Annotated in this window: 27 protein-coding genes; 7 read left to right on the top strand and 20 right to left on the bottom strand. The window is 35.6% G+C overall.

The genetic code is table 11. The features are described from left to right. Window position 1: 1 nt before the first annotated feature. Window positions 2-601, top strand: a complete 600-nt coding sequence (locus tag AADJ06_RS19340; RefSeq protein ID WP_341228141.1) for an OmpH family outer membrane protein — start codon at window positions 2-4, stop codon at window positions 599-601. Between the two features lie 35 nt (window positions 602-636). On the opposite strand, the gene AADJ06_RS19335 is transcribed toward AADJ06_RS19340, so the two are convergent. Then, on the bottom strand, window positions 637-1,362 hold the full coding sequence (locus tag AADJ06_RS19335) for an NUDIX domain-containing protein (RefSeq protein WP_341228140.1): 726 nt from the start codon (window positions 1,360-1,362) through the stop codon (window positions 637-639). A gap of 65 nt (window positions 1,363-1,427) precedes the next feature. On the opposite strand from AADJ06_RS19335, the gene AADJ06_RS19330 reads away from it, so the two are divergent. The 3 genes from AADJ06_RS19330 to AADJ06_RS19320 all read left to right on the top strand — a co-directional run bounded on the left by AADJ06_RS19330 (window position 1,428) and on the right by AADJ06_RS19320 (window position 4,894). Then, a complete protein-coding gene (locus AADJ06_RS19330) occupies window positions 1,428-3,080 on the top strand; it encodes a carboxylesterase family protein (RefSeq protein WP_341228139.1) in 1,653 nt (550 codons plus the stop codon). A 183-nt stretch (window positions 3,081-3,263) separates the two neighbouring features. After that, window positions 3,264-4,223: a YafY family protein gene (locus AADJ06_RS19325; RefSeq protein WP_341228138.1), complete on the top strand. Its 960-nt coding sequence runs from the start codon at window positions 3,264-3,266 to the stop codon at window positions 4,221-4,223. 44 nt (window positions 4,224-4,267) lie between these two features. Further along, on the top strand, window positions 4,268-4,894 hold the full coding sequence (locus AADJ06_RS19320; protein ID WP_341228137.1) for a GyrI-like domain-containing protein: 627 nt from the start codon (window positions 4,268-4,270) through the stop codon (window positions 4,892-4,894). Between the two features lies 1 nt (window position 4,895). On the opposite strand, the gene lhgO is transcribed toward AADJ06_RS19320, so the two are convergent. Beyond that, window positions 4,896-6,098, bottom strand: a complete 1,203-nt coding sequence (gene lhgO / locus AADJ06_RS19315; RefSeq protein WP_341228136.1) for an L-2-hydroxyglutarate oxidase — start codon at window positions 6,096-6,098, stop codon at window positions 4,896-4,898. Window positions 6,099-6,189: 91 nt separating this feature from the next. Between lhgO and AADJ06_RS19310 the strand changes: the two genes are divergently transcribed. Continuing rightward, window positions 6,190-6,417 carry a hypothetical protein gene (locus AADJ06_RS19310; protein WP_341228135.1) on the top strand — a complete coding sequence of 76 codons (228 nt, stop codon included), beginning with the start codon at window positions 6,190-6,192 and terminating at the stop codon, window positions 6,415-6,417. An 81-nt stretch (window positions 6,418-6,498) separates the two neighbouring features. Further along, window positions 6,499-7,560: an NAD-dependent epimerase/dehydratase family protein gene (locus tag AADJ06_RS19305; RefSeq protein WP_341228134.1), complete on the top strand. Its 1,062-nt coding sequence runs from the start codon at window positions 6,499-6,501 to the stop codon at window positions 7,558-7,560. Between the two features lie 390 nt (window positions 7,561-7,950). Here AADJ06_RS19305 and AADJ06_RS19300 read toward each other — a convergent pair whose 3' ends face one another. The 16 genes from AADJ06_RS19300 to AADJ06_RS19225 form a co-directional block, all read right to left on the bottom strand. Beyond that, window positions 7,951-9,987, bottom strand: a complete 2,037-nt coding sequence (locus tag AADJ06_RS19300; protein ID WP_341228133.1) for a prenyltransferase/squalene oxidase repeat-containing protein — start codon at window positions 9,985-9,987, stop codon at window positions 7,951-7,953. Window positions 9,988-9,989: 2 nt separating this feature from the next. Continuing rightward, complete coding sequence (locus AADJ06_RS19295) at window positions 9,990-10,847, bottom strand: hypothetical protein (RefSeq protein WP_341228132.1); 858 nt, start codon at window positions 10,845-10,847, stop codon at window positions 9,990-9,992. 60 nt (window positions 10,848-10,907) lie between these two features. Next, on the bottom strand, window positions 10,908-11,030 hold the full coding sequence (locus tag AADJ06_RS19290) for a hypothetical protein (RefSeq protein ID WP_341228131.1): 123 nt from the start codon (window positions 11,028-11,030) through the stop codon (window positions 10,908-10,910). An 80-nt stretch (window positions 11,031-11,110) separates the two neighbouring features. Beyond that, a complete protein-coding gene (locus tag AADJ06_RS19285; RefSeq protein WP_341228130.1) occupies window positions 11,111-12,928 on the bottom strand; it encodes an asparagine synthase-related protein in 1,818 nt (605 codons plus the stop codon). Continuing rightward, window positions 12,925-13,383 carry a lasso peptide biosynthesis B2 protein gene (locus AADJ06_RS19280; RefSeq protein WP_341228129.1) on the bottom strand — a complete coding sequence of 153 codons (459 nt, stop codon included), beginning with the start codon at window positions 13,381-13,383 and terminating at the stop codon, window positions 12,925-12,927. Before AADJ06_RS19280 ends, AADJ06_RS19285 begins: the two co-directional genes overlap by 4 nt. Continuing rightward, window positions 13,383-13,658 carry a PqqD family protein gene (locus AADJ06_RS19275; protein WP_341228128.1) on the bottom strand — a complete coding sequence of 92 codons (276 nt, stop codon included), beginning with the start codon at window positions 13,656-13,658 and terminating at the stop codon, window positions 13,383-13,385. Before AADJ06_RS19275 ends, AADJ06_RS19280 begins: the two co-directional genes overlap by 1 nt. Window positions 13,659-13,908: 250 nt before the next feature. Continuing rightward, window positions 13,909-14,064 carry a hypothetical protein gene (locus AADJ06_RS19270; protein ID WP_341228127.1) on the bottom strand — a complete coding sequence of 52 codons (156 nt, stop codon included), beginning with the start codon at window positions 14,062-14,064 and terminating at the stop codon, window positions 13,909-13,911. Window positions 14,065-14,744: 680 nt separating this feature from the next. Then, window positions 14,745-15,845 (bottom strand): nucleotidyltransferase family protein, encoded by a 1,101-nt coding sequence (locus tag AADJ06_RS19265; RefSeq protein ID WP_341228126.1) that lies wholly within the window; start codon window positions 15,843-15,845, stop codon window positions 14,745-14,747. 52 nt (window positions 15,846-15,897) lie between these two features. Next, window positions 15,898-16,356 carry a lasso peptide biosynthesis B2 protein gene (locus tag AADJ06_RS19260; RefSeq protein WP_341228125.1) on the bottom strand — a complete coding sequence of 153 codons (459 nt, stop codon included), beginning with the start codon at window positions 16,354-16,356 and terminating at the stop codon, window positions 15,898-15,900. Beyond that, complete coding sequence (locus tag AADJ06_RS19255) at window positions 16,350-16,613, bottom strand: PqqD family protein (protein ID WP_341228124.1); 264 nt, start codon at window positions 16,611-16,613, stop codon at window positions 16,350-16,352. Before AADJ06_RS19255 ends, AADJ06_RS19260 begins: the two co-directional genes overlap by 7 nt. A 4-nt stretch (window positions 16,614-16,617) precedes the next feature. Further along, entirely contained in the window at window positions 16,618-17,475 is an 858-nt protein-coding gene (locus tag AADJ06_RS19250; RefSeq protein ID WP_341228123.1) for a sulfotransferase domain-containing protein, read from the bottom strand. Continuing rightward, the gene (locus tag AADJ06_RS19245; RefSeq protein ID WP_341228122.1) at window positions 17,454-18,374 is read right to left on the bottom strand and encodes a hypothetical protein; all 921 of its coding nucleotides are present in this window, start codon (window positions 18,372-18,374) and stop codon (window positions 17,454-17,456) included. Before AADJ06_RS19245 ends, AADJ06_RS19250 begins: the two co-directional genes overlap by 22 nt. An 87-nt stretch (window positions 18,375-18,461) precedes the next feature. Beyond that, window positions 18,462-20,132, bottom strand: a complete 1,671-nt coding sequence (locus tag AADJ06_RS19240; RefSeq protein ID WP_341228121.1) for an asparagine synthase-related protein — start codon at window positions 20,130-20,132, stop codon at window positions 18,462-18,464. Window positions 20,133-20,243: 111 nt separating this feature from the next. Next, the gene (locus AADJ06_RS19235) at window positions 20,244-20,372 is read right to left on the bottom strand and encodes a hypothetical protein (protein ID WP_341228120.1); all 129 of its coding nucleotides are present in this window, start codon (window positions 20,370-20,372) and stop codon (window positions 20,244-20,246) included. A gap of 40 nt (window positions 20,373-20,412) precedes the next feature. Continuing rightward, a complete protein-coding gene (locus tag AADJ06_RS19230; protein ID WP_341228119.1) occupies window positions 20,413-21,024 on the bottom strand; it encodes a tail fiber protein in 612 nt (203 codons plus the stop codon). A gap of 24 nt (window positions 21,025-21,048) precedes the next feature. Next, window positions 21,049-21,612: a leucine-rich repeat domain-containing protein gene (locus AADJ06_RS19225; RefSeq protein ID WP_341228118.1), complete on the bottom strand. Its 564-nt coding sequence runs from the start codon at window positions 21,610-21,612 to the stop codon at window positions 21,049-21,051. 321 nt (window positions 21,613-21,933) lie between these two features. On the opposite strand from AADJ06_RS19225, the gene cysC reads away from it, so the two are divergent. Beyond that, on the top strand, window positions 21,934-22,515 hold the full coding sequence (cysC, locus tag AADJ06_RS19220) for an adenylyl-sulfate kinase (protein WP_341228289.1): 582 nt from the start codon (window positions 21,934-21,936) through the stop codon (window positions 22,513-22,515). An 11-nt stretch (window positions 22,516-22,526) separates the two neighbouring features. Here the strand turns inward: cysC and AADJ06_RS19215 are convergent, their stop codons facing one another. Together AADJ06_RS19215 and AADJ06_RS19210 are read right to left on the bottom strand one after the other, a co-directional pair. Next, window positions 22,527-23,681: an MFS transporter gene (locus AADJ06_RS19215; RefSeq protein WP_341228117.1), complete on the bottom strand. Its 1,155-nt coding sequence runs from the start codon at window positions 23,679-23,681 to the stop codon at window positions 22,527-22,529. 10 nt (window positions 23,682-23,691) lie between these two features. Next, the gene (locus AADJ06_RS19210) at window positions 23,692-24,879 is read right to left on the bottom strand and encodes an Nramp family divalent metal transporter (RefSeq protein WP_341228116.1); all 1,188 of its coding nucleotides are present in this window, start codon (window positions 24,877-24,879) and stop codon (window positions 23,692-23,694) included. Window positions 24,880-24,975 lie beyond the last annotated feature (96 nt).

Genomic DNA, 24,975 nt, shown 5'->3' with positions numbered 1-24,975 from the left:
AATGAAACAAATTTTATGTATTCTTTTTGCGGTAGCTGCTTTAGCATCGTGTAAGCAAGGAGCTTCAGAGGGAACAGGCGGACAAACTTCGGGAAGAATTGTCTATGTCAATACTGATACCTTATTAAACAATTACGAACTTTACAAAGACGTAGTTAATGAATTCCAAAACAAGCAATTTGCTTTAGAGAATGAGTTAAAGAAAAAGTCTGAATCTTTTCAGAACGAAGTAGCTTTATTCCAACGTAGAATACAAGCGGGTGGAATGACTCAGCAACAAGCTGAAACAACACAGCAACAACTTCAGAAAAAAGAGCAAGACATTTTACTTTACAGAGACAATGCAGCTGGCGGTTTAGCTGAAGATCAAGCTAAACAAACAGACGAAATTCTTTCTAACATTCAAGCTTACTTAGAGAAATTCAATGCAGATGACCGTTATGATATGGTTATTGGTTTCTCAAAAGGTGGTGGAGTTTTATACGCTAAAAACAACCTTGAAATTACCAGCGAGGTTTTAGAAGGTCTTAACAAAGAGTACGCAGATAAAAAAGACGGAAAAACATCTGAAGCAAAAACAGATACTACTGCCGCTAAATAATATCAAATACCTTTTTTGATATAAATGAGGAGACTTCAAATTTGGTTTGGAGTCTCTTTTTTTGTGTTAAAACTATATAAAAATGGAGCCTTATTAGCTGCTCCAGAAAATTGCTTTTCGTGGCGTTCTAAAATACCCAATGCTAGAACCTTACGCTGAAAGCTAGTTCGCCTAAGTTTCTCACCCAAAATAGCCTCATATACACTTTGGAGCTCTTTCATGGTAAACTTTTGAGGTAAAAGATTAACTCCTATTAATTTCCTATCAATATTGCCCCGAAGGGTTTCAAGAGCCTTTTCTACAATGTCTTTATGGTCTTGAATCAAACCTGGCAATTGTTCCACATCATACCATTCGCAAGAATCTGAGAGGTGATCAGGTTTTGGGACTACCTCTTCATAATTAATCAATGCGTAATAAGCCACAGAAACCATTCTATCTAAGAGCCAAGCATACTTCTCTAAATCAACCTCATTTGTCCTTAAAATAGTCCGCATGTCATCCGTTTGGCTTCTTTTAAAGTTTCCGAAGGTGTAAAACTGCTCTAAATAAATATCCCTCAAGCCAGTTCTTTCTTTCAAGCCTCTTTTAACAGCCTCGTTTAAATCCTCATTGACCTTTACAAAACCACCAGGCAAAGCAAAAAGACCTGTATTATGGTACTCCATGATAAGAATTTTCAAATTCCCGTTAGAAAAGCCAAAAACCACAGAATCAAAAGCAAGGTTTGGTAAGAATGATATGCCGTCTAATTCAGCCAAAGTGAATATTATTTTTCTGCAAAATAATAGGATTTTTAGACAAAGCCCATTATTATTGTCACAAAATGAGACAATACAAAATACTTATAGCGAAAAGATGGACGCTCCTTTTCCTTCTTGCATTAGCACCTTCTTTACTTATTGCCCAAAATAAAAATGGGTTTGCCGTTCAGGCTAAAATTGAAAATGGAATTATTGAAGGAAATTACGACACCAAAACAGGTATTCAGAAATACTTCGGTATACCTTTTGCCAAACCACCCGTCAATCAACTTAGGTGGAAAGCACCACAGCCACTAGACAATTGGAATGGTGTAAAAATTACAAAGGAATTTGGCCCAAGACCTATGCAAAGAGATGTATTTGGAGATATGAACTCCCGCTCTAATGGTGTAAGCGAAGATTGTCTGTACTTAAATGTTTGGACTCCTGCAGATAGAAACACAAAAAACTTACCCGTGTTAGTATATTTTTACGGTGGAGGGAACGTAGCAGGTGATGCTTCAGAGCCCAGATATGACGGCGAAAACATGGCCAAAGAAGGTATCGTAGTAGTAACTTGTAATTACAGATTAAATATATTTGGCTATTTAGCCCATCAGGAGCTCAGTAACGAGTCTTCTTATAAGGCATCAGGAAATTATGGAGCTCTAGACCAAGTAGCCGCGTTAAAATGGGTACAGAAAAACATTAAAACTTTTGGCGGAGACCCTTCTAAAGTAACCATAGCAGGAGAATCTGCGGGTTCTATTGGCGTGAGCACTCAAATGGCATCGCCATTGGCTAAAGGGCTAATAAATGGAGCTATTGGTGAAAGTGGAGCGGCTATTCCTCCTACCATGGGTCCGGTAACATTACTTGATGCGGAAAAAAACGGAGCTGAGTTTTTAGAGAAGGCCGGCATTAAAAGCATTAACGAATTAAGAAGTCTAAGCACAAAAGATATTTATGAAATCTACAATGAATCAAAAAGGTTTGGTTTTCCCCTAGTGATAGATGGCTACTTTTTACCTAAAAGCTTAGTGGAGATATTTGCAGCGGAAGAACAGGCCCAAATCCCGCTTTTAGCTGGATGGAACTCTGCCGAAATACCGGGAATGGCCTACATGCAAGGTCAGCTATACACCAAGGCAGCTTTTATAGAAAAAACCAAAAAAACTTACCCTGAGAAATATGAGGAAGTATTAAAACTATATCCTCATGCTACAGAAGCTGAGGTGGCTCGTTCTGCCACAGATTTAGCTGCAGACAGGTTTATAGTTTACAGCACTTGGAAATGGATAGACCTTCATAAAAACCACAGTAACCAACCTGTTTATAGATATTTGTATAGCAAACTTCGACCTCCTTTGGTCAACAAAGACTTGACAACTGGTCTGGCGGGAGGAACAGTAAAAGCTGATAAAGCTCCAGCAGCACCAAAAGCTTTAGGAGCACCACATGCATGTGAGATAGAATATGCCATGGGCAACTTAGACAGAATAGAAGAGTTTGCATGGACAGAAGACGACCATAAAGTGTCAAAAACAATGTTTTCTTACTTTGCTAACTTTATAAAAACGGGAACACCGAATGGAGCAGACTTGCCTAAATGGCCAGCAATAGAAGCAACTGACAGCACGCCATCTTATATGATAATAGACACAAAAAGTAAGGCGGCTGAATCCACTGTAGAAGCTAGATATCAATTTCATGATAAGGCTTTTGGAAATAATTAACCCTGATGAAAATCGTCTTTATGGTTGGGTTTACGCTCAGCCATAAAAGATGACCTATTAAAATCTAACCTATAACCTAGACCACTAGGCCGTACTTTTTAATTAAAGTGCGGCTTTTTTATGTCATATTAAACTAAAATGGAAAATGTATATTTGACCTAAAATAGAATAGCCGTACTCCTTATGCCCCGCCTTAACAGACTTACAGAAATCCTTATTCAGCTACAATCTAAACGAATTATTAAGGCTCAAGAGATAGCAGATAGGTTTGACATTAGTTTGAGAACTGTATACCGAGACATTAAGGCTTTGGAAGAAGCGGGAGTTCCGATATTAAGCGAAGCTGGTGTAGGTTACTCTATTATGAAAGAATACAGGTTACCACCGGTTCAATTCACAGAAGATGAAGCTTTTTCCTTTTTGACCGCAGGTAAATTGGTTTCCAAGTTCACTGATAATGACACCCAAAAGTCTTTTGATTCAGCTTTGTACAAAATCAAATCTGTTCTCAAACATTCTGACAAAGAATTGCTTGATGATGCTTATCAACACATTGAAGTTTTAGAGAATGAATATTTACCAAGTGAACGAAATGAGCAGCTGAACATCAAAGAAATCTTAAAAGCTATTCTAAATAAAAACATTATCAGAATAGAATATTTCACTGGCTCCAGGTTTGAAACAAACCAAAGAAATATAGAATCCATTGGCATATTTTCAAGCAATGGAAACTGGTATTTAATAGCTTGGTGTAGACTAAGAGAAGATTATCGCAATTTTAGAGTTGACAAAATAACGGCTCTAACTGTTCAAACAGAACGTTTTGACAAAAAGCATCCTAAACTTAAAACCTTCATAAATAAAACCTGGTCAAAAGAAAACCTAACCAAAGTGGTTTTGAGAATTGACAAAAAAGGATTTAGGTACATGGGCGACCAATATTATTACATGGGTTTTGTTTCGCAAATAGATTTAGGTGAACAAATTGAAATGACTTTTTTAACAGGAAACTTAATGGGCTTTGCACATTGGTTTTTATACTTAGGAAAAGTAGCTGACATCATTGAGCCTGACCAGTTAAGAGTAGATGTAAAACACCTTCTTCTTAAAGGATTAGAAAGACTAGAACAAAAAGACTGCTGACAAAAGGCTGTCACTTCATGTCAATAATTTTGTCAAAAAAAAGAATGGAAAAACTAGACCTAATTAAAACCTACAAAAGCTATTACAAGGCAAAGACCAAGCCAGAGATAGTACATTTTGACGCTGTCAATTACTTATCTATCACAGGAGTTGGGGACCCATCTGGCGAAGAATTTGCTCAAAAAATAGCAGCTCTTTATCCAGTAGCATACACCATAAAATTTGACTGTAAAGCCGATGGAAATGACTTTGTACTACCAAAACTAGAAGGGCTTTGGTCCTTTGACCTAGAAAAGTACGAGGGTATTACCATGGAAAATGCTCCAAAAAAGATTCCAAGGAGCAAATGGTTCTATCGTCTATTAATTCGCATGCCAGATTTTGTAAAGAAAGAAATGTTAGCAAAAGCTAAAGAGACTGTCAAAGGCAAAAAAGGCGACATCCCCTTTTTACAAGAATTATCATGGCATACCATGAACGAAGGGAAATGTGTACAGATGTTACACGTTGGCCCGTTTGATACAGAACCTGAATCCTTAATTAAAATTCAAAACTTTTGTAAACAACATGGTTTTCAGAAAAATGGCGAACACCACGAAATCTATCTTTCTGATTTCAGAAAAACTGCACCGGAGAAGCTTAAAACCATTTTGCGGGAACCTGTGAGATAGGTTAATCTAACCTTTTCAAAACCATCTCACTAACCGTTTGACCAATAGCCAATGAACTGGTGGCCGCAGGTGATGGTGCATTACAAACATTGATAGACTGTGTGTTTTCAATAATCTTAAAGTCATCTAGCAAGCCACCCGTAATGTCACAAGCCTGGGCTCTCACCCCTGCTCCACCTGGGATTAAATCATCTGCTTTCAGCTCTGGAATTAAGGCTTGTAAAGCTTTGGTAAATGCCGCCTTTGAAAAAGACCTATAGTACTCCCCCATACCCGTTTTCCAATATTTAGCGGCTACTTTCTGAAAGCCTGGCCACATCAAAGTCTCAGCCAATTCAGAAAATTTGAAATCTGTCTTTTTGTATCCCTCTCTTCTAAAAGCTAAAACTGCATTAGGGCCAGCCTCTACTCCTCCATTTATCATTCTAGTAAAATGCACTCCTAAAAAAGGAAAATTAGGGTCAGGAACTGGATAAATTAGATGTTTAACTAAATACTGTTTTTCAGGCTTTAGCTCATAGTACTCTCCCCTAAAAGGCACTATTTTAAGATCTACTTTTTCGTCTTGAGTCATTTCTGCGACCTTATCAGAATACAAACCTCCGCAATTTACCACCAAAGTGGTTTCATAACTTCCTTTAGAACTTACGACGGTAGACACTCCATTTAATTCAGAAACCGAGGTCACTCTTTCGTTATATCTTATATCCCCATCCAGTTCTAAAATTTTCTCAGCATACTTTTCACTGACTTTCTTATAATTAATGATACCTGTCTGCGGCACTTTTATTCCTTTGATTCCTGCTACATGAGGTTCAATTTCTCTCATCTCATCACCACTCAGATATACTAAGTTTTTCAAACTGTTTTCTTCCCCTCGTTGGAAAAGTGTATCTAAAATAGGCAACTGCTCTTCACGCGTTGCCACCACTATTTTACCGCATAAATCGTACTCTATACCCTCTTTATCGCAAAATTTCAACAATTCATTATAACCAGAGATACAGTTCAAAGCCTTTAAACTTCCTGGTTTATAATAAAGTCCTGAATGAATAACGCCGCTATTATTTCCTGTTTGATGCTTCGCTGGCCCAGATTCCTTTTCAAGTACCAACAACCTGGTTCGAGGTTTCTGCTCTTTTATTTTTAAAGCTGTGGCTAGGCCAACAATTCCTCCACCAATCACTACTACATCATATCTCATGAAATGCTTATTAAAGTTTAAGTACAATATATTTTGCCCGTTCGGCTGGCAATCTTAAATTTGTGCAAATTTATTTATTGAGCGATAAGCAATGAAAAAAATCAGCTTTTTATTATTAGTAGCGGCCACCGCAGTTCTTAGTTCTTGTAACTATCAGAAAAACAACACCATCAAACAAGCCGACGTACACGAAGGTGACGAAAGAATTTATGGTGATGGTCCTGATGCACCGGCACGTCAACTTGCCAAACAATATGAGGCTACTCCGGAAGATATTGCTAGAGCAGCGGCTTTAAGAGTAAAAATTTACGGTGAGTAAACCTCACCCATAAAAAATGATAACGATTAATTGCGAACGACGTCTTGGAGTTCGCTTTTTTTGATATACCCAATATAAAAAATGAATATAGCTATAGTTACAGGTTCGGCCGGTTTAATTGGTAGTGAGTCTGTTGCCTTCATGTCTGATAAGTTTGATTTAGTCATAGGTATTGACAATAACCTTAGAGCGTATTTCTTTGGTGATGAAGCTTCTACGGAGTGGAACAAAAAGAGAATTGAAGACCAATTCAGCAACTACAAGCACTATCAGGCAGATATTCGTTCCGAAGAAGAGATTGGAAAAATTTTCCAAGAATATGGAAAAGACATTAAACTAATCATTCACACTGCTGCACAGCCATCTCATGACTGGGCTGCTCGGGAGCCATTCATGGATTTTACGGTAAATGCAAATGGTACTTTGGTGATGTTAGAAATGACTCGTCTACACTGCCCAGAAGCTGTTTTCATATTTACTTCTACAAATAAGGTTTATGGAGACAATCCAAACTTCCTTCCATTGGTAGAACATGAGACTCGTTGGGAAATAGCAGAAGACCACGCCTACTTTAAGAATGGTATTGATGAGCAAATGAGCATTGACCATACTAAACACTCTTTATTTGGAGCTTCTAAAGTTGCGGCAGATGTATTAGTTCAGGAATACGGTCGTTATTTTGGAATGAAAACTGGTGTATTTCGAGGTGGTTGTTTGACAGGCCCTAATCACTCCGGTGCTCAGCTACATGGTTTCTTGGCTTATCTTATGAAGTGTGCCATTACAGGAAACCATTACACTATTTTTGGTTATAAAGGAAAGCAAGTTCGTGACAACATCCACTCGTGGGATTTAGTGAACATGTTCTGGCATTTCTACCAAAACCCAAGAGTAGCAGAAGTTTATAACGCTGGTGGCGGAAGATTCTCAAACTGCTCTATGCAAGAGGGAATAGCTCTTTGCGAAGAAATCACTGGAAACAAAATGAACTACAGCTTATCTGATGACAACAGAAGTGGTGACCACATTTGGTACATTTCTGATTTAAGCAGATTTAAAGAACATTACCCAACATGGGATTGGAAGTATGACTTAAAAACTACTTTGAGTCAAATGCACGATAATATTTCTAAGAGGGTTTAATATATGGGGAAAAACACTTTAAACGTGGCATAGAAAAGTGGAATTGTTGGATAATTAACTTGTTTTGATTAGCTCAGAACTGCCGAGCTAACTTTCTTACGTCCCTTTAAAAGTATTCTATGTCTGTCCAAAACGCATTAAAACTCATTAAAAAACTGAGGAGTGAAAATCTAGTCGAAAATCCTATTTCACTAGAACATTTGCAAATCATAAGTCCTAACCACAACTTAACTTGTAGCGTTGAAGAGCTAGAAAAGGCCTTTAATGTTGATTGGAAAATGCGATGGATAAAAAGCCAAAAAAGTAGTTTAAAAACTAAATAAAGTTGTAAAACTATTTTTTAGTGAATATATATAAGTAGGTATTCTTAAAAAGGAGAACCGAAACCTTTTAAACTTCCTTAATCCTATATAAAGCATAAAGGATAGTAACAGTTGTAAAAACTTTATTTTGGTCGGTAACATACCAATTATTCTCACTACTATCTGGGCTAATCGTCCCAGGCATCGGGACTTGAAGGTTCGCATGAGAACCCCAGCTACCATCATTAAGTTGGCTACTTAAAAGATAATCCTTCCCTAAAGTAATGTTGACCATATCCAAACTCATATTCTCCGAAAAAAGTAGTATACGTAGTAATAGTGAAATTTTAAACGGAGAGGGCTGAGAAGAATCAAGTTCATTTACTATTCTCCCTCTGGCCCAGAAAACCGCTCTTCCAATTTCCTCTATGTTATTTCCTAAATCTAAGGCCATAGCTTCAGTTGCAAGTGCAGTGGCATATTCATCTGTTGCCCACCAGTAGGACTTAAGAGAGCCATCTTCATTTTGGTTATTTAAAATTGCACTTAATGCAACTTTGTTCCCAGATAAAGCATAAGCCGCCGTAACACATAAATGCGGGCTTTGCCAACCACTAAAAGATGCTTTTTCCCCAAGCTTAGTAAGTTTCTGAAGTTTATCCCTTTCAAGATAGGTTGTTACCCCATTATCATCCTTAAAGTATAATTTCAAAATGCCTTGGAGATGCAAATCGTCATTCTTGGATAAACGATTTGAAAAAAGATAAGCCCAAATGGTACTATCCGCATCCCCAGGAGTCAATACATTATATCCAAACCCAGAACCTGTCCTACATCTTTTTTTTAAAATTAACCATGCCCGCTGAAGACTTTCCTTTACACTCTCTCTTTCAAAAAAAGAAAGATAATATCCTACATAAGCTGTAACCCATTCATCACTTTTCCCTGCGGGCAATGTAAAATCAATCCAAAAGCCTGACTGTAATTGTGACTCGAGCAAAAATTGAACCCCCTTTTCTTTAGCACTTTCTATGTTTTCCGCTTTTGAAAATACTATCCCTTTGTTTTTATCGCTATTTACATTTAGCCAAAGATTACCATAACCTAAATATGCCTTTAATTCAGGCTTACCAGAGGGCTTTATACTTAACTTCAGATGAGACACTTCTCTTTTCAAATAGCTAAACTCTTCCTCTGATCTTCTCAAGGACTCTAACCAAAGAGGTTTTGGCCAATTTGTCAATAAGCTTGGAAACATTTCCTTTTCCCAAGCTAAAACATCTTTGGCCTTTTCTTGTAAACAAATCTTTTTCCCAACACACTCATCTAGAAAGTAAGCCCACCTTGTTTCCTTATTAGGTTGATCATCCCAAAAACACTCAAAGCCAATTTTTTTACAAACGGACGCTCCTAGGTCAAGACATAACCTAACTCTATCAGAAACACTAAAAATAAATTCTACCCAATCTTCAATATTCTCTGTTTCATACCTATAACCTACAGCCTCAAGAAAAGGAATGACTTGACCAGCATACATATTTTTTATATTAATCCGTATTACATCAACTTCTCTAGAAAATTGAATACCAGCAAAGAAGATGTAAGCGTTTTCTGGACAACAAATCATACAAGTATCCAAAATAGGATAAAAGGGACGGTTCTTGCCTAATGTTCCGTTCAGTACGTTATGTAAAAAAGCATTATTCTTATTTTTTGATTTCTTAGACAAAGAAAAAAACATTAGTGGAACATTTCTCTCTTCTGAAAAAACATCCATCTCAAAAAATATTTCCTCTATATTTTTATGGTATTCATTGCAGTTGTTTAACCACATTCGAAAAAAATCAAAAAACAAAGCCCATTCTTCGCTATCTGGTATTTTCTGGCTCTCTAACCATTCTAATAGTACAACTGTGTTATCCCCACTAATTAGGCATTGTTGTAAATCTACCTGAGTGTCTTCATTCAACCTACACTCCAATCCTACACGAAGTATAGGAGGGAAAAAGTGAGCCCTATCCCGCAAACGTCTTAACTGAGCTTTACTTACTAAGGAAACAGGTAATTCTGACCAAAAAGAATCAAGATAATTAGAAAGTGAATTATACTTAGCGATACCATTCATTACTATTTCCTTCCAAGAATAGATTTAAACAAAACCTGCATTTCCCTCAAATTGTTTGATGCGTGTACTTCATAAGATTCCGTTTCATTTAAAAACTTTATACTTTCACTGAAATAATAACTTCTATACTCTTTTGAGACTACTTCCGGAATCATAATTTCCTTCATTAGCATTTTCAGGCTTTCTATTACATTGTAAGGCCTAATTACGGTTTCTACACCCTTTTCTTTTAGAAAATACACACTCCTAACCTTTAGCGGTATACGCCCGACTAAATCTACATTGTTGCGATACAATAATTTAAACGTATCTACTGGAATAGTAAGGGATTCAATTTCAGGTTCTGGAAGATATAAAGACTTTATGTGACAAGTGGGAAGCGATAAACCCTCAATAGTATCATTTTTTACTTTAACTGATGATTCACCTGGAAAAGCAAAAAACTGTCCTTCCCTTTTCTCTAGAACACAATAATCATCACACCAAATTGGATAGCCCATTGAGCCGAAGTAGGCCACCGTGGTAGACTTCCCAGCTCCTTTTGGGCCAACAAATAGGATGATTTCAGAGCCAATTCTAATACCACTGGCGTGCAAAGCATATATCTGATTAATCTGAAACCATAATTTCAAAACAGCTCCCTTTGATATTACGTCAATTGTTTCTTGCGATACTGACTTTTTCTGGGCGTAATACACCAGTTTATTGTTAGCTTTCAGATTGAAAGAAAGCCAAACTTCATCATGAAAACAATATTCAATCAGGTAATCCTTTTCGTTTTCTGAACATTGAGATATTCGCTCATACCAACCTTTATGTGGCCTAGATTTATGAACAATCTCAAAATATTTTCTATCCACAAGACTAGAAAAATCGCCCAGACTCAAAAACTTTAAATTAAACAATTAATTAAAAGTCAATCACGAAGTATAAGCAGTGACTCCACCACCATCATCAACACCTCCAGAGCCCGTAGTTTTAGTTACATCTGCGAACTTTCCAAAATCTTTTAATTCAGGTGAAATATATTCCTTCTTTTTCATTGAATTTACTCTTTTTTAAATAACGGCATTACCACAAAAAGTAATATCATAAATTAACTACTTTCTTATAAAACCCAAAATTAGTTCTTTTTTTTCCACGCTAATACATAAATAAGATATAATATTAAACGACGGTCACTTAATAATATACTATCTGGTTTTCGAATTATGTTAAGTAAAACCTTAACATCTATTTTATCCTTTAAAAACTCATCTTCTTCCTCAATTACATTTTCCAATTCACTTAAAACCCCAGTTGATTTCAGACTATTGAAGTGAGCTCCTCCAAATAGAAGTGTTTTAGGTCTCCTTACCACTTCTATAGGTAAAAAGGATTGCATACTGAGCCTAAGTAAATACTTGTTATGAAGTAAGTGGGGCGGAATAGCCCATAAAAACTCTTGAAGATCTAATGAGAAAAAGGGATGCCGAAGCTTCACTCTATTTTCGCTAAATCCCTGATGACCAGTCTCAAGAATAGATTGCCAAAAACTATTAGTAAACAAAGCAAATACTTTAGATTTTGAAGATAAACCATTCTTCTTTTGTAGTTCTAAGTAATCATTTTTTATAAACGTAGGATAGAACCAAGTAGGTAAAAGATTATGATTTTTCCTACCTCCCATAATCAATCTCTTAATTACTCTTTTTATACCAATAGATGGCAATTCTCCATGTGCTTTAAAAAAGTCTAAACCATCCAGAAAAAACTGACTAAAGTGTCTCGACCTGAGCATTTTGAGCCAATGCTGTCCGTCATAATCAAAAAGGACATCTGCCCCAAAACCTGTCAATAACACGTTTAAAGAAGAATTTGAAGCATCCTTAACCATTGCTCTTTCTGGAATAGCATTTGGCACTCCTGCTGGTTCAGGTATCCAGTGTTCTAACGTAAGTGTTAATTTATTTAAATATTCTTCCGCAGTAAATTGTTTTAGCTCAACATCCAGATGGCTTGCAATCATATTAGCGTAATACCCTTCACTTTCTTTAACAAGGTTTTTATATGTCAGATTATACGCCTGTAGTTCATAATCCTGAAGATAATTGTTGGCAAGAACATGTTTAGCCATTGCTGTTACTGACGAACTATCCATTCCACCACTAAGTTGTGAAGCGACCCTATTGTTTCGTAAACGTTCCGATACCGATTTCTCAAAAAGTCGTGTAAAATGTGCTATATAGTCTTCCGTCTTTTTATATCTTACCAATTTTACTGGCCGTTTGGGATTCCAGTACCTTTTGATTACAAGTTCACCATTTTTAAATACTAAAACGTGTGCCGGAGGTAGTTTAAATATTTTCTTATAAATAGTTTGACTAAAGCTGCCATCATTACCTCTAATGAAATAACTTTTAAGTACCTTTTCATTTATTTCGGTCATAAGACCGGGCACCTTTCTAAGCGACGTATAATAATTGGAAAAATAAACTCCTTCCTCTGTTTCCGAATAATAGAAAGGAATAAGCCCAAAATGGTCTCTTGCACAGAAAAGTGAACTCTCCGCTTCATTCCAGATAGCAAATGAATAGTCGCCACTAATACGATTAACACAATCTATTCCCCAAAGCATATACGCATGCAAAAGAATATATGAGTCTGGGTATAATTTATTAAGTTCCGGAAATTTTCTATTTAAATCAGCAATAAGAAGTTCTCTATTATCAAGACGAACGTCTCCAACAATTCTTAAGTTCTGATCTTGGGTATAAGGCAGTTCTTCTTTTCTTGTATCACCAAGAACATTGAATAAGCCAAAACGAAGTTCAATCTTATCGCTTTTCCAACAACCACTAAAATCACTACAGGTTTTAATAATTTCCTGATGACAATAGTCTAGGGTCTTTGAATGATGATCTAGAACTACCGGTGCAACGAATCCAACATATCCACTCATTTGATTAAAACTGAGGTTATATCCCTAGCTAATATTTTGTATTGTTCAATCACAAATGGGTGATCATTCACAACTTCACCATCTTTCTCCAACCACGCATGAGCAAATAAATTCCCTTCTTTTATATAGGTACCAATAACAAGGTCTGTGCTAATCCTTCTACGCTGAAGTAAAAATCGCAAAGCAAGCGACTGAGAAAGGCACTTACCTTTAAAAAAGCCCCTTTCTTTAATTTGATTAAATACTGTAATTGAACTATCTAAATATGCTGCTTTATTCGAATAATCGTCATTTACTTTTTTTGAAAAAAACTGCAATACTTTAGAGGTACTTTTTAAACCAATAAAATATAGACCAACTTCAATTAACGAAATAAGACCATGACACTTAATAAGTCGCCAACTATGACCTTTTAGTGTTGTTTCAAATAGTTCAAAGTCTTTTTTCTTTCCCATTAAGAAATAGAAATCAACCCTGCATCAGAAAGTTCCTTAATAAAAGAAGACATATCAGACTTCAAAACTTCTGGCTTCACATCAAACTCTTCGAGGGCTAAATTATAAACGTATTCTACATCATCGTATTTAGAAAACATTTGCCATAGATACTGACCAACCACGTTAAGGCCATAGTAATGTTCCGTTGGCATATTAAGAATAACAGATTCATTGACTAAATCCTGTATAAGGACGTCCTCGGAAATTTTAATTTTATTAGGGAGTTTATTCATTCTTAGATTAATCAAAATTAGAAAGATTTCAAAAATATAGAAAAACCTACTTTAAAATAAAGAATATATGGAATTCTATAATCCGCAGTAAAATAACAGAATTTAAGACCATTGTAAAACGGTCAGGTTTGTGAGCTTTTATTTTGCTTTCAAAAATTGAGGTGAATTTTAGCTTTTTAGATTGTGTTTTTTAGCTTTCGCTTTGCTAAAACTTTCCCATTATTCTTTGATTGGTAACCTTTGTCTGCTTTTAGAGGAATTCCTTCTGGTAAGTCTGCCCATCTTCCAAGTTCGCTATTTCATTGGTACTCGCCATTGTCGTGAGTACACCGAGAACCAAACCTTCTTGGTCACTCGTATGATGTTTCTTGTAACCATACCTATACTCACCCCTTTCTTTAGCCATACTGCGTCCTGGTCTACCCTTTTAGCATATAATTTCTCAACCTTTACCTCTTTTTCTCTATCCTGGGTTACTTCATGCTTTGTTTTTCCCCTAAGTTTTAATTTCGTATCTATTACACTAGCGTCTATTATTGCCCCTGTCTTTACTGTAATACCATGAGTTCATACTGCCTATTTATTTCTTTGAATAAGGGTTCATAAGCTTTGGCTTTAATCATTATACTTCTAAATCGACGATTGTGCTATTTTAGGGGGCTACACTATCAATGCTTAAGCCACAAAAATAACTAAATAAAATACAGGCATTTACACGGCCTTCTACTTCGTAATCACTTAAACCATACTAGATTCTCATTTCTAAAAGCAGCAAGCCACTACAGCTTGGTTTGCCTCTGCCACTTTTACCTTTCGTGTAATGAAGATTGATTATAGAAACGAAAGATTTCCAGTCAATTAACGTGCTGATTTGAACAAAAAATGTTCGCGTTATTTTCCGAGAACGAAGATCGCCAATGCTATCTACTAGAGTATGATGATGCACTAATTCCATATCTAAAAGACATGAATTTTATGCCTAATTATCCTTAACTCTCTGCAACGGTCTCAATTTAACTTCATGTGATACTCTAAATATATACTTACCATCCTAAAACTATTTTTTCCTAAGTGTTTTAATATTATTTATATCTCCTTATTGCGGAAAAAGACTTTAAACGTAGCATAGTATAGAAAAGTAAACCACAAGATTTTAGACTTGGTATATAGGCTATCTCTCAGGAGAAATTGCAGTCGAATTCGCTTATAGTGATACTTTACGGTAAAAGGTTTTACCCCAGTATCCAATACATGTTTTTTATAATTACTCAATAATTGCGAAGACAGTTTTTCACCTACTAAAACCTTTACTTTTTCGGGAAGTGGTGCTTCCAGTTCGGTGCTAGCCAAATGAATTGAAAATAGAAGTATATTTTGAATTCCCCACTCCTTCGAGACAGCTAGAATTTTCTTCCAATCTATTTCATCAGCATACCTTGCCAAGAGTGTAGCAACATCCATAATACTCTTGAAAGTAGGATACCTTATGGAAGTATGATGAATACAAGTTGTAAGTAAAAGCCCTTCCGGCCCTAATAGGTTCGTGGCATCCGCAGACGATAAAGTCCCAGTAGCTGTAAGTTGTTTTACTTGTTTAAAAGAAATGTTATTTTGGAGCATTCTAGTACCCAAAAACCAATGCGGCTCTACAAAGAACTTCCTTTGATTGTGTTCTTTAAATAAAAAATTGTACTCACAATGATGATATAAGTATACCTTCTCAAAGGTTCTAGGAATCTTTTTTTCTGTTTGATAACCCTTTTCCAATAATAGTCTTTTCACTTGATGAAAATCCTTCTTTTGAAAAAGAAAATCAATATCAGAAAACTCACGCATTCCAAAACCATTAAATGCAGCCTTCGACAGCACCAATCCCTTATAGGGTATTATCTCAATATTATTGTCTTTTAAAAGCTTAATTAAAGCACTTAGCTCCGTTAGCTGCTGTAAGTTAAAAGCCGTAATCCCCAAGACCTCCATTTTTAACCTTACCACTTCTGTATTAGTAAACTCTGTATAGTATTTAGCTAAGACATGATATATAGAAGGTCTTATTTTATTAAAACGAGCAATCTGTAAAACAGCACTCCAGTCTAAATCCTCAAGCTCTGTATAAAGCTTATCAGTTCTCCCCAAAAAAAGTTTAAGCAGATGGATTACAAAATTGCGTTCTTTGGTGTGCTCCATATTTTTCTTACAAATCCATTATTTCAGAAAATAAAGATAGCCTATATCTCTTCTATTTAATCTCATTTATAAAAGTGTTTAAAACTAAATACTCTTCCGCTTGGCAGAAACCTGTTACCATATAATCATCCACAACGGTCCAAGCATGAGCTTCGGCCTCCCCTAATTCGTTTATCTTTGCCCCTACATATATAGTACTATCCAGACGGTATTTCTTACACATAATTTTTGCCTGATACGCATTATGACGACATGCATTATTAACTAAAATGTATTTATGAGCTAATTTTATACTCCAACCGATATCTTTAACTAGTTGCGACGAATTCTCTGAAGAATAATTAGGCAAGTTTCTAGCACTAATCTTGTTTAAGGACTCCACACCTAAACGCAGCCTCCTCTGAAAAAAAACATCTAAAAGCCAAGCATAATAACCTACTATACAGGCATGTATGAATAATATTTTTTTTCGATTAGAGCACTCGAAAAATGTTCCAATTTTCTTTAACATTTTAGTATAAATCCTTTCTCAGACAACTCAGAAAGAGCCCTTTCTATCGCCTTACTGCATATATCCATATCTACATTATATTCTTTAACGAGCATATTTTTTATAGCTTCTAGCTCTTCATTGTTGTGTATTGATTGAAAAATTTTAAACATTGTTTCATTTAGAGTTATATATTCATTCTTTTCACGATCAAACACTACCGCTTCTTCACCCAAAGGAGAGAATAAGATTCTTTCGGTATTGACTTTATAATTCATAGTTCTAAAATTGTTTTAAATAACCATACTTAAACATCATATCTCTGTTAAATTCCACTATACTGTCAATTTGACTTTTAGTCAATACCTCCTTCCAATAATCGCTTTGACCTTTATAAAAGAAAAACCTTGAAGTATACGGTCTTTCAACAAACCCTATCTTTCTCTCAAGATCTTGCATTTTTTCGAATGACGAGTTATCAATAGCCTCTTGAATTTGAGAGTCACCATAGCTTAGCCCTAAAGCCTCCACTAGAGACCGAAATGTAGAGAGCGGCTCGCTTTTCAACTCTTCATATTTTATAACCAACACGGGCACATCGGTTTGAGACGTCCAAGATCTGACATGGCTTTGCCAGGTTCCTAAAAATTGCTCCATTTGGCCAGATGGTTTTTTTGTATTGATAGACAATCTCGCCTTAGGGTTAGTTAAATATTTTTTTATAACGAAATCTATACTCTCATTCATATGGTTTGCTAAAGAAGGAGCTATTGCAAGCGGATTTCTCACGATATAAACGCAAAGGTTTGTTGACTTTACAGGAAGTAACCCTAAACCTAAATCTGGGTCGATATATGAGTCATGAACCTTAATAAATTGGTAAGAATTTATTTGTTCATTTAAATATTCGTAAGCTTTAATTCGATAATGGTGTTTATCAAAAAGAGATAAACCATCCATATCTAGGTCAAGAATACTTTCTGGCAAATAAGAAGAATATATGGCACCTAATCCTCCATTAATATCCGGTTGCCCTTTATTTAATAGGGCCGATAAAAATAATCTAATCCAAGTATTCCCAGATTTCGGATAAGAAACTAACCAAACTAGTCTTTTCTTTATTTGTTTACTTTCTGACATACCTCATTCACTATCAAATCTGTAAAACCGTCAAAAGACTTCTCTCCTGCCGGCCTAGATGCCAAAAACGACGGAACGGCATTCGCAATATTTAACAGCAATCTAAACTGTTCATCACCCATTTTCATTCCATCTACCCATTGACCTCTGTATATATTTTGACCTAGCAACTTAACTGTTCTAGATTTTGATAAAGGCTCCAACTCTACTCCGATCCCAGAAATTTCCAGAAAAACTAAACCTTTTACCTTGTACTTCCCACTAGCAAAATTATCATGAAAATGAAAACCATATTTGTCAGATTCAGCCTGGCAGTAAACCTGTATTTTTTCACCATCCTTAAAAATGTGTTGCTCTTCAATACTATCTTCCCAAAGTCGCGTCATCGGGTAAGAAGCTCGAGCAAAAATTTGCGAATTTTCTACAATCAGCACAGCCGTATCATCGGTAAAAATAGGAAATCCTCTTTCTTGAAGCTTTACTGCCATTGTTGACTTGCCTGTTCGAGAGGGTGCAGCTACTAATACCACCTCCGACTCATTAAGGCAAACACCTGAAACATGGAATGGGATTAGGTTTCTCTGATATAGAGCTGCGGCCAAACCATTAGAGTAGAAATACAATAAGACTTCCTCTATGTTTTGATTAAGGGGTTCTATAATTACCTCATTCCCATTAGCAACATACATTTTCAGCCTATCTGGTAAATGATACAACAACTCCCTTTCATTGAAAATAGTAAAAGGTTTTTCAACACTAGCGGGTTTTAAAAGCGAATCTGGAACCTTACCAAGCCTCACAGATATAAAATCTTCGCTTTCCTCGCCATCATACTTCAATAAAGAATTTAAGGATATCTCTGAACGAATAATAATGCCGTATGCTAGATAAAAATTCATTTAGTACGATACAAAATGTATTGTTTAATAATCAAAAAATAAAAGCTCTATAAATCATATTTTGATAAATCTGAAATCAAACCAATTTTAACTAAATTTCTCAATTAAAAAACCTGCCATTATTGTTTTTAAGAAAGCGTTAATCGTTACTTGGTCAGCAGAATTTGAGTCCTTATGTTTTAGCATTTCCCAGAAATTTTTTAGGGCATTAATGTCAAAAAGATATTCAAATGTCTTGTTCTTGCTTAAGGTGCTGAGAGCTTCTTCAACCTCTATACTGGTGTCTTTTAAACGAGCACCAATATCTGCGGATTGATGGCCTTTTTTGGTTTCTAATCTTACGCTATCTGGTAGAATCCCTTTCATGATTTCTCGAATTAGATTCCTGGATAAACCTACCTTTCCAAAAAAAACCTCATTAGGTAACGAATAACAATATTCTATCAGCTCAGGACTTCCAGTTGGGTCTGCCATTTCAAATCCAAACTTTTTTGAAACAAGACCTCCTAATGGCATTCTGCCATTCCTAGCTTGTTCAATTATCAAATTCATAAGATTTTTTGGAGTATCCAGAACTGTTCCAATGGAGACCCTGTCGAATAAAAATGCCTCCTTCAAGTCTAGGTCGTGAATTACATTTGAATTCAGGAAATTTGAATTAATATTCCAAGAGCCATTGTCTGAAGTCCCTAAAAACCGTTTTATAATAATCTTAGATGGCTGGTAAATTTTATCCTTGACTCCTATTAAAATATTCTGTCTATAATATTTATGACTCCAAGGAAGTTTTGCTCTAATCCCTGAAAAAGAGACTGTACCATTACCATTTTCACCGGTAAGCAAAAGGTCAAATTTAGAGTCACCAACGGTCTTAAAAAGATCATACATCCAAAAAACATTACATGCTCCATGAACAATCCCATTAGTCAAATCTACCCATTTTTTAAGAGCAGCTATTGGAGTAATACTACTTGAATTCAGAAAATCACCTTTAATATTATTATACTTCTCAATAACTAACTTGGCATGAGCTGACTCATCTCCAAAACTATTGGGTCTATTTCTAAAACCTGAAACATATTTAGGGAAGTGTGTAAATGTATTTAGTATTTTCCCTTTTTTAGCCAAATGCTCTGCGGCCAAACAAGTTACGGAACTGGAGTCTAACCCTCCACTTAGCATAGAAGCAACATTAGTATAATCCCCAATATGCTGGTTTACACTAGTAATTAAAATATCTCTAAGTTTTTCGCTATAATTTTCGCTTCTTTTAAATTTAAGTTGAGCAATATTTTCAGGAAACCAATACCTTGAAACTTTAGATACTCCATTATCAATAATCAATTCATTACCTGCAGGTAAACTATAAATACCATTAAAAACCGTCTCTCTTCCGAAATCATAATCAAAGGAAACCATAAGGCTCGCTATCTTTCTGCAGTTAATCTTTACCTCCTTTAATTTTAACAAATAATCTAAATCCTCAGAAACAAACAAGGTGTCTTCTATTCTAGTATAAAATACTGAAGTGTAACTATGCTTGTCCCTTTTCAACCATAGTTTGTTTGAAGATTTATCTAATAAACAAAACCACCAAGAACCTGTAAAGTCAAGGTTATTATTACTAGATTTTTCATAGAACCCCTTCACAACTACCTTCAGAAAAGAGGCATCTCGCTTCTTTCTCCCCACAAGTTTTAAATGATCGTCTTCTATAAATAAGCCCTCATTCGATTGAAATTTGATTTTATAATTCATCAATTATTTTCATGAAAACAATTCCATTAAATATGACTTATTTAAAGTGAATACATAAAAAGGCGTACATATTGTAATAAATATGTACGCTTTTAAATCCACGATGGAGTATTAGGTTGGAAGTGTTCCTCCAAATCCAGCATCCACTCCACCACCAGAAGTTGCTTCAACCGTTAAAACAGATAATTCTGGTTCAATCCACTCTTTTTTCTCATCCTTATTGGGTGTAGCAATTTTCAAATTTTTCATCCTTTTTATATTTAGTTTTTTATTAAAAATACTAATTTCTCGATGGAAAAACTCCAACTGTAGCGATACAAAAATAAATGGCCAAAAAAGGCTGCATATTAGTATGATACTGGTTTCCTCCACTATTCCCAACTTGTACTTGTACTCCAGTCAAATCCATCACATCGTCATGCATATGATCGCCATCATTATAAGTTGGATTAGAGTCATATATTACTGGACCTACCGCATTAGGACTTGTAGATTGTTTTAAAGTTGATTGCCCTAACGCTCTACCAATTCCCACAAAACTATCTGCCACTTGATCCCCAAGTCTTATTTTGGCTTTACCTGTCAATCCTGCTAAGTGAGTATGGTTAGGCATTTGAGTTATATTTAAAGTAACATCTTCTACACCTCCTTTCTGCCCCCAAGTTCTAGTTGAAAGACCCGGCCCATGCCCTACGCCAATAGGTGCTCTACCTCTTAAGTCAGGAAGACCAAATGTTGTACGTCCATCACCTCCAAAGGTGGTTCCCAAAAGTGAAAACAAAGCTGTATTGGAAGATATAGCTATTAATTGCCCTTCGCAAGTTGACCAACCCCTTGGAGCAAAATTGCCTCCAAACATTCCGATTGCTCCTAAATAAGTATCCGTTCCCATGATTATATAAAGTTAGTTTAAAAATTATTTACAAAATATATTTAGGTCTTCAAGTTCCCTTATCTGTTTCGGCCCAATTTTCTCATTTGGCATTGCCGTTACACTTTTCAATTCAGAATGTTTTTCAGAAATACCATTGAAGTCCGATATTTGATTATTACTACAGAACAATACCCTCAGCCTACTCAAAGCTCTTAATGGCTTTAAAGTGGCTATCATATTAGAATGACAATAAAGCTCATTTAGTAGCTTCAAATCTTTCAAAGGACTTAAGTCTTCTATCTCATTATCATGAATAAACAGCGTTCGAAGATTCTTGCTTTCTCTTATACCATCTAACTTCTTTATCTTATGATATGTTACTACCAATATTTCTAACTCTTTCAATTCTTTTAAGCCTGTAAGATCTTCTAGATGGTAATCAAAATTTGGATGAACTCCTTTGGGACCCACAATTCTCAAAACTTTGAGCGAAAGAATCTCTTTCAATTCTGTTTGAGAAGGAACATAGCTTTCATCTTTAACTAAAACAGTTAAGTTAAAGGCACTTTTCCACAAAGGACTGAGGCTTTGCCACCAAAGTGACATTTCTGTAGTTTTCAGGGCTTCTATTATTTATTAGTTCTCATGTTGACTTTTCATAAAAGAGAAGTCATTTACATTATGAAGCTAATACGCAACTTTTAAATTAAACAATAAAACCTAAGAAAAATACAAATAAACTGATCGAGTGGTAATTCAATCAAAAAACTTAAACGCTCTGACTAACAACTTAAAAGTCACCTATGTATGACAAAAAAAAGTATGAGAGGTACTATTTGAGATATTCTACATACCAACTCAACTATTTTAGACTTGAATCTACAAATCATTGAAAAATAGCTTTTTCCTAATTAATATTGAAAGAATATACACAAACTAAGGAATCCAATGAACCGAAGCGACAAAGAGAAGAAGTTATGTCAAAAAAGTAAGGCTATTTGGCTAACAGGGCTGTCTGGAGCAGGAAAAACTACAATTTCAACCCTTTTAGAATCTAAACTCACTGTCAATGGCTTCACTTGTGAGATTTTAGATGGCGATAGAATTCGGAATGGAATTAATGCAAACCTAAGTTTTACCTTAGAAGATAGACAAGAAAATATAAGACGAGTAGCTGAAATCTCAAAGCTATTCCTAGAGTCAGGAATCATTACCATAAATGCACTAATTAGCCCTACAATAGCGAGTAGGCAACTTGCCAGCAATATTATTGGTGAACAAGATTTTTTAGAAATACATATCAGTACTTCGCTAGAAGTATGTGAAACTCGAGATGTAAAAGGCCTTTATAAAAAAGCAAGAAAGGGTTTAATCAGAAATTTCACTGGTATTGATTCTCCTTATGAAGTTCCTTCAAATCCATTCTTAAAAATTGACACTGAATTAATTTCAGCAGAACAAGCTTGTGATATTATTTACAATAATATCCAACCGCTCATTTCTCACTAAAAGAATTAAAATTACTTCAAAAGTCCACTTCTTCCTCCCACAAAAGCAGCCAAACAAAGCATAAACACCACAAACATAAAACCTGCCGAAAGGCTCCACTGCTCAGATATTAACCCAATGAGCGATGGCCCTGCCAGAAAGCCGATTAAACCACCCGAAGTAATCATTCCGAAACCCTCTACTTGACTCACATTTGGGATTTTTGAGGCTGACCCAAACAAAACAGGTACTATAAAGCAGCAGCCCGCTCCTGTTAAAATGAAACCCAAAATCACTATGTATGCCGTAGTACTTTGACTAACTAAAAGGAGCCCGAGGGCGGCCAGCAATGTCCCCAATAGAACTATCTTTTTCTCTCCAATTATAGGTACCAATGCATCTCCATTTAACCTACCTAAGGTCATGGCAACAAAAAAACCACCATAACCTAGGCTAATTATTGACAATGGTGCCAAAATGTCTCTTTTAAGGTATATAGAGCTCCAATCTACTACCGAGCCCTCTGCCATAAAAATCACCAAGCATATAAAAGACAAGCCCAAAATACTTTTAGTGGGCAAGCTGAAGCCAGAACCTGAATGAATAAAATAATCATGGAGAACATAGTTCCTCTTTAATAAAGCTATGCCAATTAAAATTATAGCTAAAGCCAAAAGAATCTGTGAGTTGCTTCCCAAATCAAACTTAAACATGAAGGCTGCTAAACCAGCACCTACCGCTCCTCCAATGCTATATATGGCATGAAAAGTATTAAGAAACTTCTTATTGTATTGTTTTTCAAACCTGACCGCTACCGCATTAGTCGCTACTCCGTTTAAAAAACCTAATCCTCCTCTAAAGAATAACGCAATACCAAAAACCCAAGGATAAGGTGCAAAAACCTCCACACAGAATAAAAGTGCTTGAACAGCATTTCCAACTCCCAGCCATGTTCCTACTTTAATATTTCTGAATACTTTAGTTGATAGAAAAACCGCAGTCAAAGAACCTATAGGTGCAAAAAGTAGTATTAAACCTAAATCTGCGTCACTTAAACCCATACGTACTTTCATAAAAGGTAAGGCTCCCGCCCATACCCCAATCATTAAACTAGAAGTAGCAAAAAGGAAACCCAATGCCGCCACCGGCTTAATTTTAAAGAAGCTTAACGTATTTTTTAGTAACATCTTCTGATAATTAATGAAATACCTGCCAGAGTAAGAGACTCGCAAAAACAAGAACACTTATTGCAAGGATAAACTTTGAGAACACGTCGTTTGATATTTTACCTTTTTTCCCTGAGAGCAAAAGCAAAGTAACACTAATTCCCACTACAAAAATCGAAGAAATTAGCGTGTAATTAATCACATTCTTGATGGTATTCTGAAGAAAAGTCAATATCAATGGGGCTATGCTAATAAACAATAAAAAAGCTCTGTATTGTTTAGACGCTGCTGGAGAAACATTACTCCTGCTCTTACTTTTAAAAATACCCTGATAAAAATCTTGAAATAAATATGGGACACCACTCCAAACCGTAATTACGGAGGAAAATGCAACACCCCAAAAGCATATTTTAAAAAGCAATTTTAAAGAACTACCTAAAACATTTCCGATAACTTCGCCTAGCGAAAAAATCAATTTTGAACCATTTAGCTCCCCACTTTGCATGTCAAGCCTGCTCGCTATTATCATCAAAGCAAAAATAAATAAGGCTGTGATGAAATAAGAAAAACGCAAGTCAAACCTAACTTCAGGCATCAAGTTTTCTTTGTTCCAGTTTTTTTCCTCTAGCCAATAGGTATAACTGAGCATGGTAACACTTCCACCCACACCACCGATGATGCTCATTATTAAGGTAGGTGTGTCATAGGCCGCACTCACTATTTCAGAAGATGTTTCTGATTTGAAAAGTAAAACTAATGCTGTCGGTATTAAAATCACAAAAAGAAGTAAAATCAAAACTTTAGTGAGATTTTCGATAGACTGATATTTACCAAAGTAAATCATCAAAAATGCTAACAAAGAATGAACAACTGCCCAAGTCTCCTTTGACCAAAATGGAAGTAAAGAATTAGCTGCCAGCCCACTTGCAGACAGTAAAGCAGCCCCAACCATAAAAGACCAAATCAGGAAAAACAGAATGAAAATTAATCTGAGCCAAAATGGAATTTTCGTATTCCAAAACTGAATAATAGAGGTTCCAGTTTCTATCTGAAATTTGGCTATACCTACCGTAATAATGTATTTCAATACTGTGGCCAATAAGACCGCTGCCACAAAGACCCATTGAAAATCAAGCCCAATTTGAATACCAATTATCATATCGCCCGCTCCTATTCCAGCAGCAGCAACTAAAAGACCAGGACCTAACTTTTTTAACATGCCTCTAATTTTATTATCAGTAGATAAAAGTATAAAATAAGGCAATATTGTTCGTTTTAAATTTTTCGTTATTTAATCAAAGCCCTTTACATTTAC

It is taken from the genome of uncultured Arcticibacterium sp., assembly GCF_964021845.1.
GTDB lineage: Bacteria > Bacteroidota > Bacteroidia > Cytophagales > Spirosomataceae > Arcticibacterium.
This window is presented reverse-complemented; position numbering and strand designations above follow the sequence as displayed.

What these genes read in the sequence shown, in the direction of transcription:
- AADJ06_RS19340 (WP_341228141.1), top strand. Translation starts at nt 2, where the DNA reads ATGAAACAAATTTTATGTATTCTTTTTGCGGTAGCTGCTTTAGCATCG.
- AADJ06_RS19330 (WP_341228139.1), top strand. Translation starts at nt 1,428, where the DNA reads ATGAGACAATACAAAATACTTATAGCGAAAAGATGGACGCTCCTTTTC.
- AADJ06_RS19325 (WP_341228138.1), top strand. Translation starts at nt 3,264, where the DNA reads ATGCCCCGCCTTAACAGACTTACAGAAATCCTTATTCAGCTACAATCT.
- AADJ06_RS19320 (WP_341228137.1), top strand. Translation starts at nt 4,268, where the DNA reads ATGGAAAAACTAGACCTAATTAAAACCTACAAAAGCTATTACAAGGCA.
- lhgO (WP_341228136.1), bottom strand. Translation starts at nt 6,098, where the DNA reads ATGAGATATGATGTAGTAGTGATTGGTGGAGGAATTGTTGGCCTAGCC.
- AADJ06_RS19310 (WP_341228135.1), top strand. Translation starts at nt 6,190, where the DNA reads ATGAAAAAAATCAGCTTTTTATTATTAGTAGCGGCCACCGCAGTTCTT.
- AADJ06_RS19305 (WP_341228134.1), top strand. Translation starts at nt 6,499, where the DNA reads ATGAATATAGCTATAGTTACAGGTTCGGCCGGTTTAATTGGTAGTGAG.
- AADJ06_RS19300 (WP_341228133.1), bottom strand. Translation starts at nt 9,987, where the DNA reads ATGAATGGTATCGCTAAGTATAATTCACTTTCTAATTATCTTGATTCT.
- AADJ06_RS19290 (WP_341228131.1), bottom strand. Translation starts at nt 11,030, where the DNA reads ATGAAAAAGAAGGAATATATTTCACCTGAATTAAAAGATTTTGGAAAG.
- AADJ06_RS19285 (WP_341228130.1), bottom strand. Translation starts at nt 12,928, where the DNA reads ATGAGTGGATATGTTGGATTCGTTGCACCGGTAGTTCTAGATCATCAT.
- AADJ06_RS19280 (WP_341228129.1), bottom strand. Translation starts at nt 13,383, where the DNA reads ATGGGAAAGAAAAAAGACTTTGAACTATTTGAAACAACACTAAAAGGT.
- AADJ06_RS19275 (WP_341228128.1), bottom strand. Translation starts at nt 13,658, where the DNA reads ATGAATAAACTCCCTAATAAAATTAAAATTTCCGAGGACGTCCTTATA.
- AADJ06_RS19270 (WP_341228127.1), bottom strand. Translation starts at nt 14,064, where the DNA reads ATGGCTAAAGAAAGGGGTGAGTATAGGTATGGTTACAAGAAACATCAT.
- AADJ06_RS19265 (WP_341228126.1), bottom strand. Translation starts at nt 15,845, where the DNA reads ATGGAGCACACCAAAGAACGCAATTTTGTAATCCATCTGCTTAAACTT.
- AADJ06_RS19260 (WP_341228125.1), bottom strand. Translation starts at nt 16,356, where the DNA reads ATGTTAAAGAAAATTGGAACATTTTTCGAGTGCTCTAATCGAAAAAAA.
- AADJ06_RS19255 (WP_341228124.1), bottom strand. Translation starts at nt 16,613, where the DNA reads ATGAATTATAAAGTCAATACCGAAAGAATCTTATTCTCTCCTTTGGGT.
- AADJ06_RS19250 (WP_341228123.1), bottom strand. Translation starts at nt 17,475, where the DNA reads ATGTCAGAAAGTAAACAAATAAAGAAAAGACTAGTTTGGTTAGTTTCT.
- AADJ06_RS19245 (WP_341228122.1), bottom strand. Translation starts at nt 18,374, where the DNA reads ATGAATTTTTATCTAGCATACGGCATTATTATTCGTTCAGAGATATCC.
- AADJ06_RS19240 (WP_341228121.1), bottom strand. Translation starts at nt 20,132, where the DNA reads ATGAATTATAAAATCAAATTTCAATCGAATGAGGGCTTATTTATAGAA.
- AADJ06_RS19230 (WP_341228119.1), bottom strand. Translation starts at nt 21,024, where the DNA reads ATGGGAACGGATACTTATTTAGGAGCAATCGGAATGTTTGGAGGCAAT.
- AADJ06_RS19225 (WP_341228118.1), bottom strand. Translation starts at nt 21,612, where the DNA reads ATGTCACTTTGGTGGCAAAGCCTCAGTCCTTTGTGGAAAAGTGCCTTT.
- AADJ06_RS19215 (WP_341228117.1), bottom strand. Translation starts at nt 23,681, where the DNA reads ATGTTACTAAAAAATACGTTAAGCTTCTTTAAAATTAAGCCGGTGGCG.
- AADJ06_RS19210 (WP_341228116.1), bottom strand. Translation starts at nt 24,879, where the DNA reads ATGTTAAAAAAGTTAGGTCCTGGTCTTTTAGTTGCTGCTGCTGGAATA.